Annotated in this window: 13 protein-coding genes; 7 read left to right on the top strand and 6 right to left on the bottom strand. The window is 33.7% G+C overall.

The genetic code is table 11. The features are described 5' to 3' along the window. Positions 1-222 precede the first annotated feature (222 nt). The gene (locus tag BMX53_RS18550) at positions 223-702 is read right to left on the bottom strand and encodes a hypothetical protein (RefSeq protein WP_038987233.1); all 480 of its coding nucleotides are present in this window, start codon (positions 700-702) and stop codon (positions 223-225) included. A gap of 47 nt (positions 703-749) precedes the next feature. Between BMX53_RS18550 and BMX53_RS18555 the strand changes: the two genes are divergently transcribed. Beyond that, positions 750-1,250: a DUF456 domain-containing protein gene (locus BMX53_RS18555; protein WP_074748427.1), complete on the top strand. Its 501-nt coding sequence runs from the start codon at positions 750-752 to the stop codon at positions 1,248-1,250. A gap of 11 nt (positions 1,251-1,261) precedes the next feature. On the opposite strand, the gene BMX53_RS18560 is transcribed toward BMX53_RS18555, so the two are convergent. Beyond that, entirely contained in the window at positions 1,262-1,582 is a 321-nt protein-coding gene (locus BMX53_RS18560; protein WP_038987235.1) for a hypothetical protein, read from the bottom strand. Positions 1,583-1,683: 101 nt separating this feature from the next. Continuing rightward, complete coding sequence (locus BMX53_RS18565) at positions 1,684-2,559, bottom strand: DMT family transporter (RefSeq protein WP_063175446.1); 876 nt, start codon at positions 2,557-2,559, stop codon at positions 1,684-1,686. Positions 2,560-2,891: 332 nt separating this feature from the next. Between BMX53_RS18565 and BMX53_RS18570 the strand changes: the two genes are divergently transcribed. Together BMX53_RS18570 and BMX53_RS18575 are read left to right on the top strand one after the other, a co-directional pair. Continuing rightward, positions 2,892-4,295, top strand: coding sequence for a glycine-rich domain-containing protein (locus tag BMX53_RS18570; RefSeq protein ID WP_074748430.1), 1,404 nt, complete (start codon positions 2,892-2,894; stop codon positions 4,293-4,295). Positions 4,296-4,329: 34 nt separating this feature from the next. Continuing rightward, the gene (locus BMX53_RS18575; RefSeq protein WP_074748432.1) at positions 4,330-4,728 is read left to right on the top strand and encodes a hypothetical protein; all 399 of its coding nucleotides are present in this window, start codon (positions 4,330-4,332) and stop codon (positions 4,726-4,728) included. Between the two features lie 219 nt (positions 4,729-4,947). Here BMX53_RS18575 and BMX53_RS18580 read toward each other — a convergent pair whose 3' ends face one another. Then, a complete protein-coding gene (locus BMX53_RS18580) occupies positions 4,948-5,577 on the bottom strand; it encodes a hypothetical protein (protein ID WP_052243581.1) in 630 nt (209 codons plus the stop codon). Then, entirely contained in the window at positions 5,561-6,097 is a 537-nt protein-coding gene (locus BMX53_RS18585) for a hypothetical protein (protein ID WP_074748435.1), read from the bottom strand. The genes BMX53_RS18580 and BMX53_RS18585 overlap by 17 nt, the downstream gene beginning before the upstream one ends. Before the next feature lie 385 nt (positions 6,098-6,482). Here BMX53_RS18585 and BMX53_RS18590 point away from each other — a divergent pair, with 385 nt between their 5' ends. Beyond that, positions 6,483-6,689 (top strand): hypothetical protein, encoded by a 207-nt coding sequence (locus BMX53_RS18590; RefSeq protein ID WP_074748438.1) that lies wholly within the window; start codon positions 6,483-6,485, stop codon positions 6,687-6,689. Positions 6,690-7,036: 347 nt separating this feature from the next. Here BMX53_RS18590 and BMX53_RS18595 read toward each other — a convergent pair whose 3' ends face one another. Further along, positions 7,037-7,438, bottom strand: a complete 402-nt coding sequence (locus BMX53_RS18595; protein ID WP_074748440.1) for a hypothetical protein — start codon at positions 7,436-7,438, stop codon at positions 7,037-7,039. Between the two features lie 159 nt (positions 7,439-7,597). Between BMX53_RS18595 and BMX53_RS18600 the strand changes: the two genes are divergently transcribed. The 3 genes from BMX53_RS18600 to BMX53_RS18610 form a co-directional block, all read left to right on the top strand. Further along, on the top strand, positions 7,598-8,032 hold the full coding sequence (locus BMX53_RS18600) for a hypothetical protein (protein WP_038987241.1): 435 nt from the start codon (positions 7,598-7,600) through the stop codon (positions 8,030-8,032). 489 nt (positions 8,033-8,521) lie between these two features. After that, positions 8,522-10,498, top strand: coding sequence for an RNA-dependent RNA polymerase family protein (locus BMX53_RS18605; RefSeq protein ID WP_074748443.1), 1,977 nt, complete (start codon positions 8,522-8,524; stop codon positions 10,496-10,498). Positions 10,499-10,530: 32 nt separating this feature from the next. Then, a partial coding sequence (locus tag BMX53_RS18610; RefSeq protein WP_143061464.1) for a transposase occupies positions 10,531-10,799 on the top strand: 269 nt, incomplete at its 3' end.

Below are 10,799 nucleotides of genomic sequence, written 5' to 3' on the forward strand. Positions count from 1 at the left end.
GTAAGATATAATTATAGTAGTTGTTCGCTGCGCAAAGTCTCCCGACTTTGAGCTATTTTATTCTAATATTGTCTGAAGTAAGATATAATTATAGCGGTTGTACGCTGCGCAAAGTCTCCCGATCTTGAGCTATTTTATTCTAATGTTGTTTGAGGGAAAGGTGTAACTATCCCGAATTCACAAACAACAAAAAAACAAAACAACGAAATCACAAAAAAATAGTTATTGCTTATTCAACTGTACAGGTACTACGAATTGGCTTTTTACAGGTACCCCTCTTTTAAGAGCAGGATGTACCACAGAGAAGTCTTTACTCTGTCTCTGTAAGAACTCATCGATAGCCTTAGTCATTCCTTGTAAACTATCAGGTATTTCGTATAATTGGAATTTTACCTTAGAATCAGGTTGTACAGTCACTAGTATTTTTAGTGTATCCAGATTATCGAAGTTCCCCGTTATCGTATCTTGATTAAGTCTCACCTGTAAGTTTTGCGTTACATAATCAAAGAAGCACTCCTTCTTTAGCTGTATATCTGTGATAGTATCACATAAGTCTACTGTAGGGTATGTATCCACTTTAGTCCAATCTATCTTGTCCAATTCTTCTTTAAGCATAATCTCCTCATCCATTCTAGGATTAGATTTAGTTTGACAGCCGATAAGAGCTGTTGCAAAGAAGAAAGACAATATAAATTTTTTCATAACACCGTTTATTGTATCTTTAATTGTCAAAAATACGAAAAATACAGATGGAATATATATTATTAATAGTAGCTATTGTTTTATTGATAGGAGGATTAGTAGGAAGTGTACTACCAGCCCTTCCAGGACTACCTGTTAGTTGGGTAGGTATCTTATGTCTATACCTAACATCAGGAGTAGAGATGAACTATTATATCCTATGGGCAAGTTTCATTGTCATGATTGCCATATCGATATTAGATTATATCATTCCTGCCCAAGGAACCAAGAGGTTCGGTGGGAGCAAGTATGGAGTCTGGGGTACTAATATCGGACTAGTACTAGGAATAATCACACCTATCCCTTTAGGCTTTTTGATAGGCCCATTTGTAGGAGCATTTATAGGGGAGATTATTTATAAAAGTGATGATGTACAGCGAGCATTTAAAGCAGCTGTAGGTTCTTTTATAGGTTTTTTAGCCTCTACTTTTATCAAGGTAATAGCTTCATTAGTATTTATCGGACTAGGTATTAGAATTATCTGGGTAAATAGCAAAGTATGGTTTTAAGCCTAACTATTTTATTTCTCTATCTTAACCTTAAACGTTTCTCTAAATCCACTAGTTACTTGAGTCTTTATCTCAGAGTTAGTGATGCGCACCTTTAATTCATCATTAAAGCGAACATTGACATCATTAGCATATTCATCGAAGTTATTTACACGCACATTCATAGATCCATCTTCATTCAGCGGAACTAATCCATAGTTAGTATTTGGAACTAAGTTAGCAGGAGTGTTCGCCTGAGCAGGAGTGATGATAGAGACATCTTTAAACACTAATATCACTAGACAAGTAGCGATAACAGTAAGAACAGCTTTAGTATACCAATCTATTTTCATAACTATAATATATTAGAAGTTAACTACCTGAAAGTTATGAAAATACACGATAATAAACAACTGAAATACTAGAGTTTTGACCTCAACAACAGAAGGCTATCTTAACCCTTACTTTTCCCGATAATAGGTTTTTCTATAAATGTAATTCCTATTCCTAATAAGATTATTACCCCACCCACAATCATTTGTAACGTAATCTTTTCGTCTAAGAATACCCAAGCCAGTATTGCAGCTAATAACGCCTGACTGAGTAAACTAAGAGATACACGTGTAGCACGCATATGCTGAGTAGAATAGCTAATTAGCAGCCATGCTAGCAGCTGACAGATGATTCCTTGTATGATTAGTGTAGTCCACCCCGCGTTAGACCATCCCGTAAATGGAGATCCCGCAAAGATATTAACTACTCCTAAGAACACAGAAGAAACCAATAAACTATAAGTCATAAACGGAATTACTCTCACAGATGACAGCACCTTTTTACTCATCAGAATATAGCACGCATATAATATCCCTGATAGTATCCCACACGCAAAAGGCAAGTCAAAAGATAGGTCTAAGAACACATCTACACCTATCAATACTACCATACCAGTGATGGCAAATACAGTACCTATCCAGAAGTTAGACGTAGGCTTAGTGCTTAAGAATAAATAACTACCTACACCCACCCATACTGGAGCTAGATTAGTCAGTAGCGTAGCCTGTGTAGCAGAAGAACCCTGTATCGCATAGTTCCACACAGCGATATCAGACCCAAAGAATATCCCACATAGTACAATCAGTATCATCGTCTTCATATCATATAGCTTCATCTGCTTAGTGAAGATTGCATAAGGCACTACGAATACTGCCGCTATCGCCATCCTATAAAAGGCAGATATAAGACTCGGAGTCAAGTTTAACTTTACTATCACAGGGAATATCGAGATACAGATTATTCCTATAAATAACGCTATACGAGGTTTGTTCGCCATACTATTTACGCTGTTTTTTTAAGCCTACACAAAGTAACGATTAATAATTAACAAAGTAGAACGTTTTCAATGGGCAATGAAGAATGAAGAATGAACAATGAGGAATGAGGAATGAACAATGAAGAATGAACAATGAAGAATGAGGAATGAAGAATGTGTTGTTCAGAACATACAGTATAGACATAATACTTTACGTCTACCACAACGTATAATTATTGTGGATATAAATTAGTAATAACCCAGATGATTTTAGGGCTTCAATAGTCTTTTTTCGTATTTTTATTTATAATTCAATAGAACTCCCCAATTCTATAAATCGAAATAGTATAAAGATGAACAAAGAACTTTGGGATAAAGTCGAAGCCTTTCAGTTAGACAAATGGACAGACGAATACGGATTTGTATTGCGTCTAGCTAAAGAGAACCTATGGACAAAGAACTTCACAGCACTAGCTATATTAGAGTATAAGAAATTCATGTATCTAGCAGCTACTTCTAATCAGATGGTATCACCATCAGAGATTGTAGATATAGTCTGGCATCAGCATCTTATCTTCACCCAGTCTTATAATGAATTCTGTAAATTACTAGGCAAAGACATACAGCATATTCCCTCTACACATAATCGAAGCGACTATGAGAAGTTTAGACAAGCTAAAGAGCTAACTACTAAGCTCTATAACGAAACATTCGGAGAACAGCCTGCCTCTATATGGGAATATAGCACGATGTATGATACCTTAAAACTTAAGAAGGCTAATAAACCTCCCATGAGTATTATACGCTCTAGCGTTATTACTTTTTTTGTACTTATTCCATTTGCATTCTTTGTTTTGCGTCCCGTGTATATACATATTAGCAGTACGGCTTTTATGTTCTTCTTTATTTTTGCTTTTATAGCCGCTATTGTATTAATACAGCGTTATAATCAATCTAAGATTTACGATATAATTAAGTACAACAGTTCATCCTCTTTTATTTTTGATCTGCACCCTTATGAGTTGCTTTACTTAAATCATAAAGATGTAAAAGAAGGAGTCATAGCAACCTTTAATGAATTAATTGAGCAGAAAAATATAAAAATAGGAGCATTTAAAAATATTGAGTATATACACGATAAGATTATTCAGAATAGAGAACAAGCTATTGTATTAAAGGAGCTAAGAGATACGGACGTAAGAAGCTATCTACAGTTAATAGATATACTTAAGAGAAAAACAGTCTTCACAAACCAAAAGACCTCTATGCAACAGCTCCTTGATTATTTGCTTATGTCTAATAAGTTTAATCAAGTCTTGATTGTCAACATACTTGTTTTAGGAGGGCTAACTTTTTTGACACTAATGCGTGTTATTATTGGGATAAGTAGAGATAAACCCATATTATTTATTAGTATTTTGACTGTTGTTATTGCTTTATGTGCAGTAGGTGTTATTGGTAGCCTAATGAAGATAGATATACCTAAGGGAATAACCAAGTTTTATAGTGAAACCATTATTCCTAAGAAACAAAAAGAGAACTGGCAGTGGTCTTATGTTCTAGGTGGAAATACTGCCTTAGAAGTCTCTTTACTTTCTTTAGTGATCTTAGCCAATACCCAGTATGCCGAAAAGAGCAACTTAGACTCATCATCAGATAGTTCTACTAATTCCTGTAGTAGTGATTCAGGAAGCTCATGCGGAAGTGATAGTTCATGCGGAAGTAGCTGTGGTGGCTGTGGAGGTGGCGGAGACTGATATTCTATATTTTTAATAATTAAAATAAATAATTATGCGTAAGATACTTACCATCTTTCTTATGTTTATAAGTCTGTATATACAGGCACAACGTATAAATAAAATACCTTTAGTAGATGTAAATCCAGGCTATATAGAAGTAGCTATGATTCCTATCAATTTTAAACCTAGTTTTAATGTCATAGTTGACTACGGACAAGATAGAAAAAAATACTACTCTCTTAATGAGCTCTATCTTACAGATGATGCAGATATACTTATGATATTTAATTCTAAACTGGCATTATATAATTATTTATACACAAAGGGATATACTCATGTAAAGAGTTATTATAAACCAGAGGACTCTCGTAATCTTGAATATCACTTCTTCGTTAAACAAGACAAGAATTGTGACTGTTCCGATAAGGAAAATAAGAGGAATGAACAATGAAGAATGAACAATGAAGAATGTGTTGTTGAGAATATACAGTAGAGACTTTACGTCTACCACAATGTATAACTATTGAAGATAACTATTGAAGATAACTATTGTGTCTTCGATATCACGGATTAACCCCTCCTGATAATCATCTTTCATAATTCCTCATTGTTCATTCCTCATGCCGAAGGCAAAACCGTTAACCGTCAACTGTCAACCGTCAACTATCCCTCACTTAAACACCACGACATTAAACATCTGCTGTAGCATCCTGCGAAAGTGTTGTCCATACCTATCCTCTATCTCAGTAGGAGATAAGGATGTAGTGATATGTATACGCGGATAGCTCTGATCAAAACGCTGTTCGTAATGACTCTCTATGATATTATTCACCACTTCACAAGAGTATCCGTAGTGCTTCGCGAGTTGTTCTTTACCCAGATTATCTAAGCAAAATGGCTTGGCGTTGAGGTTCTCAAAACCGATAGTCGCATCAAATCCCCTTTGCATAAAGTCGTGTACTAGTGAGCGACAAGTCTTGATATCATACTGCTTCTTGCGGCTAAAGAAAGGTTTTACCAACTGCAATGCAGCAGTTTTACCACTATTAGGAGCACCCATCAGTAGCAAGCCTTTGTCTAGAGACATGTCTAATCGGTCTAGTGTAGCAGGGTCTTCGATGGCATAAATAAGCACTTTGTACAAGGCATCTTTGTGAAACTGATTAATGATAAACTCGTCTCCGTACAACTTCTTTCCTCTCTCGAGGATGAATGACAGACAAGTATTAAAATTATACTGCTTAGTTGTATTGACCAAGTTGTATGTGTCTTCCAAATTCGTTTTAAAGAGACTCATCATATTTTGAAATTATTGAATTATTTATATTTAAATGTTTTTGTTTATTAGTTTTATATAGGTGTTCCGAAAGTGGTACCGATAGCGTCCCATTTTTGGGACTAGAAGTGGTACCGCCTAGTGTCCCATTTTCGGAACTAGAAGTGGACCCGTATCGTGTCCCACTTTTGGGACTAGTTACATCTGTTTTTGTCCCTTTAACCTTGTTGTGTAAGTTGACAATATCTACAGTGTAGATAATCTTAACCATGGACTGCCCAAACTTAGATTGTGAAGGTTGATAGACTATCCATCCCCAGTCGTGCATATCTTTCAGACAATTCGCATAAGTAGTCTTGCTACCTATTTTGCTAATACTCATAATATCCGCTCTATAGATAATAAAGAATTCAGCAAAATGATTGCTGTTCCACTGTTGAAAAAGAGCCATATATAGGCTGATATGTGTAGGTCTTACAGCAGGATTATCCTTTAGTATTTCGAACCAAAAGTTGAGATGCTTGATGTAATTAATGTTTTTCATAGTCTATTTTTTTAGGGATATATCGTTCGCTAATGATTTCAAAATTAAGAAAGATGTTTGAGTAATAAATATAAAATATAAACAAAGTTTCGATACTGTTCAGTTTCTAAATGTACAAAGTTGTAAGCTTGTTTAAGGTGTGATGTATACTCGTTTTTTTGAGAATAATGTTTTTGTGTTTATACTGATTGTAATCTTTTTTAGCTCCAAAATGACAGAATTCAAATAAGATTAGAAAGCATTTTATCTCTACTTTGTTTCGATACTAGGGTAGTGTTGCTAATCTAGCGTCAGTAAGTGTTCAATAAATGGACTAGAAGTGGACTAGAATGAAGTTTTTGACCGCTTATGCTATATTGCTATCAAATAAAAAATAGAAATTGTTATGAGAAGAAAACCAATCCGATTTTGCATTTACCCAAAAGACGTAATGCTTATCACAGGTAAGAGTTATAGTACCTCACTGAGATTGTTGCGCAAGATTAAGGAAGTCTACCGCAAACCGAAGGAGGCGTATGTGAGCTATATAGAGTTTTGTGAATACACTAATCTGGACGAACAGGAGGTACTAGAGGCTATCAGTAGATACTAGACGTGTACTAGAGCGATATGGGAGGTGAGCTGTATCGTTCTTTTTTTGTTTGTTGAGGTAGATTTGACTCGTTTCAAAATTGTGTTTAGATAGTAGATCCTTTGGGTACGAGTTGGGTACGGTTTTGAAAACAGCCTTCTAACCCAAGTAAACACAGGGAATTACCGAACAGTATCAAAACAAATCGAAAATTAAATATTGTTATATGTTGAATATTAATGTTTTATGATTTAATTCAAAGTGCAAAAATGATCAAAAAAACCAGGTTGAGGCATTATCTCCAAATGAGGTCATAATGAAGCAAAGAAAGTCTAAATAGAAAACGAGACCACAATGCCTCGTTTATACTATTGTTTTTGATTAGTAAGGGTATCTTGATTTGTAGATTTGTTAGCACTTGGTTTCACCTTGCTAAACTTGAATCCCTTTATAGGAGACCTTTCGTGTTTATACGTTTTGATCAGGTCATAACCCAACTTGCGAAAATAAGTAGTGATTTGTCGTTCACTATCAAACACTAAGGCAGTGTTGTCATCATCCGTTAAGAGATACTCCACAGAGGGAGGTAGAGAGTTAGACTCTTGCCCGTAATTCACATAGAGATTTAGCTGATTAGAATGGACTTCTGCGTAATGTGCCTGTACATCTATAAATAATGACTCTATACTAGATAAGGGAACCTTGTTTATCTTTTGTGCATAGTTAGTCGTAGCTAATAACAATGTTGTTAGTAGTATAAGTCGCTTCATAATTATAGTTGATTAAGTGTCTTAGATTAAAGATAATGCATCTTTAGGATACTAATACAATGTTATGCAAAAGAATTGTGATGAGGAGGGGATGGTCTCCAGATATAAACAATATTGAGGCAGCACTAAGCGTTTAATACTCAAATTAATAAATTGCTTATGAAAAAGAGATTACTACTAACGTTAGGTGTGTTATCACTGCTGTCTATATCTGAGGGTATAGCACAAGACAAGAAGTCTAACACTCCTCAAAATCGCGAACAAACGACAAAGAGTTATAGCAAGGAGGCTACTCCAGTGCGCTCACGAATCAGCTTAGAGCAACTCTCTCGCAACTTCACTAAGGCGTATAATGAGAAGTACGCTGATAAGCGCGTGGACTATGACCGTTGGGTAATATTTGACTTTATGATAGAGCCTGATGGGACAGCGTCATACACGGAGGTAATGCGCAGTGACTTCGACGAGAGCGAACACATCAACCTTATCCAACTGATCGATAAGGTAACGATGAACGCCTGGGAACCTGCTTCTCTAAAAGGGAAAAAAATACAGATGCAATACACCCTGAAAGTAGGAGTGATGGGCAATTAACAATTGACAATGAGGAATGAAGAATGAGAAATTATGTAAGTCTCGTATATCGAAGTAGAAACGGATTATCATCCGTGTCACATAGTGTATGTTTGCATGCCGTAAGCAGATATTGTTCATTCCTCATTGATTTTTCCTTCGGTGTCATGTCGACGATAGGAGACATCTCACTCGTAGATTAGTACATCACTTATTAATTACAGGCGCACATCTCGTATATCAAAGTAGAGACGGATTATGTATGTCTGCAGGTTTTGTTATAAGATTCTACGATTTATAAGATATGCATTTGGTGCTGACCCTTCTATTTCAAGGTACAGACGCAATACCTTGCGTGTCACCCAAACTTGTTAATGCACTTTATGCCGTAAGTAGATATTGTTCATTTCTCATTGATATCTCACTCATTAAATACTGTTGTTTACGGAATTACGTAAAAAAGTTATGAAGAGTGGAGGTATATTTGTTATCAGCTAATAAGTTAAAAGTATGAAACAACAATTATTTAAAAAGGAAGAAATTTTTTTAGCATATAAGAAACTTAAACATCATTATTATTATGATAATACTAATATTTTAATGCGTAATAAAATTGCAGATTTTGAAGGTGAAGTATTTCTAAATAATGAAGAAGAAAACAGGGCTTCAGAAGTTAAAGAATTGAGTAGACAAGAAATTTTTGATAGATTAAGTAAAAGGGTTTGTGGTTATCTTTCAGATCTTGAGGAAGATAAAGATATGTCTGAAAAGATTGATGTGGTTTTATTGCCCAAAAGCTTTAAACCTTTTAAGACTGATATTATTACAAATGCAATTAATCTAAAGGAAATAGTAGTCGAGAGAGAGACGTTTTTTATTGATATGGATATTGAACTCCATATTATAGGAGTGCTTTGGATAATGTATTGTGGTCGTTTCTTAGATGATTCTGTGACTAAATATAGTTATGCCAATAGATTAGATAGTACTTTGTTCTTTGAAAATAAAGTTCAAAACAAAGAAAGCTTAAAATTATTTAAGCCCTATTTCATGCAGTATCAAGAGTGGAGAGATAGAGCTATAGATATTGCAGAATCATGTCTTGATGAAAGTCATGATGTAACTATGGTAAGCTTGGATATTAAGAATTATTTTCACTCTGTAAGGATAGATTTAGATAAAGATGTTTTTCCTTTCATTTATTTCCAAGGTAGTTCTTTAGATTCAAAAAGCCAGACTGTAGATGATAATTCTAATTCTAATTCTAGAAAAAGAGAACTATTGAATAAAGCTCTAAAATCGATTTTCATTTTTTATAAAAAGGTTTATTGTAAATATGAAATGCAAAGTGATTTAATAGAGGAGGAATTGTTTTCATTGCCAATAGGGTTTTTACCATCAGGCATTCTAGCTAATTATTATTTGAATGCATTAGATAAGGCAGTAATTGAGAATGTAAATCCATTGTTTTATGGGAGATATGTTGATGATTTGATATTTGTATTTAAAGATGTGAATAACTTAGATCAATGTGATGAAAAATCAAGGAAGAAGATAATCCTAGATAAACTATTTGTTAAAAAAAGTATTTTAAAAGAGAAACAATCACAAACTAAAAAAGAAAGAAGATGTTATGCTGAGAGTGATATAGAATACATTTTTGCTAATCAGATTTTTAACTGTGAAGGAGATGAAAAAGATTATTCTAAATTAGAAATACAAGGGTCAAAGGTTGTTATTCATTCTATTAATTATAAAGGATCAAAAGCTTTGATAAAGATATTTAAGAAAAAAATAGAAGAGCAGCGTAGTGAGTTTCGTTTTTTACCTGATGAAGATCAGATAAGTGAGAAATTTGATGAAGAAGCTTTTGATATCAAATATAATGATTCAATTAATAAATTTCGTAGTATAAGTGATTTTGCTGAAAATAAGTATGGTGCGTCAAAATTTTTAGCAAAGAAAATTTTTGCTAAAAGCTTTGGTACTAAAGATGAAGATAAATATACTAATGAACAAATATTAACCTTTTTTCAAGGTGAAATAGCAATAAAGCTTTATACACTTTGGGAGAAAGTAGCAATTTATTTTGTTATTAGTAATAGAGGAGATTTACTACTTAAATTTACGAGAAATATTCAAGAAGCAATCAACAAAATCACAAAAACAGATAGCAAAAAAGAAAGAGTATTGAAAGAAACTCTTGTGTCAAATTTGCGAGTAGCTTTAGCTAGTGCTTTGGCTTTTAATCCTACTTTAAAAATAGAATATTTAAGCTTTGAAGAGAGAGAGTATTTTTTTAAGGAAGTCAATAATATTGCTGTCAAATTAAGAAGGAGTAATTTATTAAGGCATAATTTATTATCTATTCCAACAATAAATGTCACAAATTTGTTATTGGATGAGAAAGTTTGTCTAATTAACAACGATTTTAATTATTATTTTGAGGAGTCAAAAGAGATTAAAATTATTGAGTTATTAAATTAACTTCCGTATTTTAGTATCTTAAAATCAATAGTATGGAAATTTTTAAGGGTCAAAACCTTCTGAACTTAGTAAAAGAACTACCAGATGACGAATCTTGTAAAGCTTATTTAAGCAAAATAAAGTGGTCAAACGGTTTTACATGTGTAAAATGTGGTCACCAAAAAGGTTGTTTAAAAACTAATCATTCATACTATTGTTATAATTGTGAACATGTTGAGAGTTCAACGGCTAATACCTTATTTCACAAAGTCAAATTTGGTTTGCAAAAAGCATTTATGATTGTGTTTGAAATGACAACTTC

This window comes from Myroides marinus (assembly GCF_900109075.1).
GTDB classification, from domain to species: domain Bacteria; phylum Bacteroidota; class Bacteroidia; order Flavobacteriales; family Flavobacteriaceae; genus Flavobacterium; species Flavobacterium marinum_A.

What these genes read in the sequence shown, in the direction of transcription:
- BMX53_RS18600 (WP_038987241.1), top strand. Translation starts at nt 7,598, where the DNA reads ATGAAAAAGAGATTACTACTAACGTTAGGTGTGTTATCACTGCTGTCT.
- BMX53_RS18585 (WP_074748435.1), bottom strand. Translation starts at nt 6,097, where the DNA reads ATGAAAAACATTAATTACATCAAGCATCTCAACTTTTGGTTCGAAATA.
- BMX53_RS18580 (WP_052243581.1), bottom strand. Translation starts at nt 5,577, where the DNA reads ATGATGAGTCTCTTTAAAACGAATTTGGAAGACACATACAACTTGGTC.
- BMX53_RS18605 (WP_074748443.1), top strand. Translation starts at nt 8,522, where the DNA reads ATGAAACAACAATTATTTAAAAAGGAAGAAATTTTTTTAGCATATAAG.
- BMX53_RS18560 (WP_038987235.1), bottom strand. Translation starts at nt 1,582, where the DNA reads ATGAAAATAGATTGGTATACTAAAGCTGTTCTTACTGTTATCGCTACT.
- BMX53_RS18555 (WP_074748427.1), top strand. Translation starts at nt 750, where the DNA reads ATGGAATATATATTATTAATAGTAGCTATTGTTTTATTGATAGGAGGA.
- BMX53_RS18565 (WP_063175446.1), bottom strand. Translation starts at nt 2,559, where the DNA reads ATGGCGAACAAACCTCGTATAGCGTTATTTATAGGAATAATCTGTATC.
- BMX53_RS18595 (WP_074748440.1), bottom strand. Translation starts at nt 7,438, where the DNA reads ATGAAGCGACTTATACTACTAACAACATTGTTATTAGCTACGACTAAC.
- BMX53_RS18550 (WP_038987233.1), bottom strand. Translation starts at nt 702, where the DNA reads ATGAAAAAATTTATATTGTCTTTCTTCTTTGCAACAGCTCTTATCGGC.
- BMX53_RS18575 (WP_074748432.1), top strand. Translation starts at nt 4,330, where the DNA reads ATGCGTAAGATACTTACCATCTTTCTTATGTTTATAAGTCTGTATATA.
- BMX53_RS18590 (WP_074748438.1), top strand. Translation starts at nt 6,483, where the DNA reads ATGAGAAGAAAACCAATCCGATTTTGCATTTACCCAAAAGACGTAATG.
- BMX53_RS18570 (WP_074748430.1), top strand. Translation starts at nt 2,892, where the DNA reads ATGAACAAAGAACTTTGGGATAAAGTCGAAGCCTTTCAGTTAGACAAA.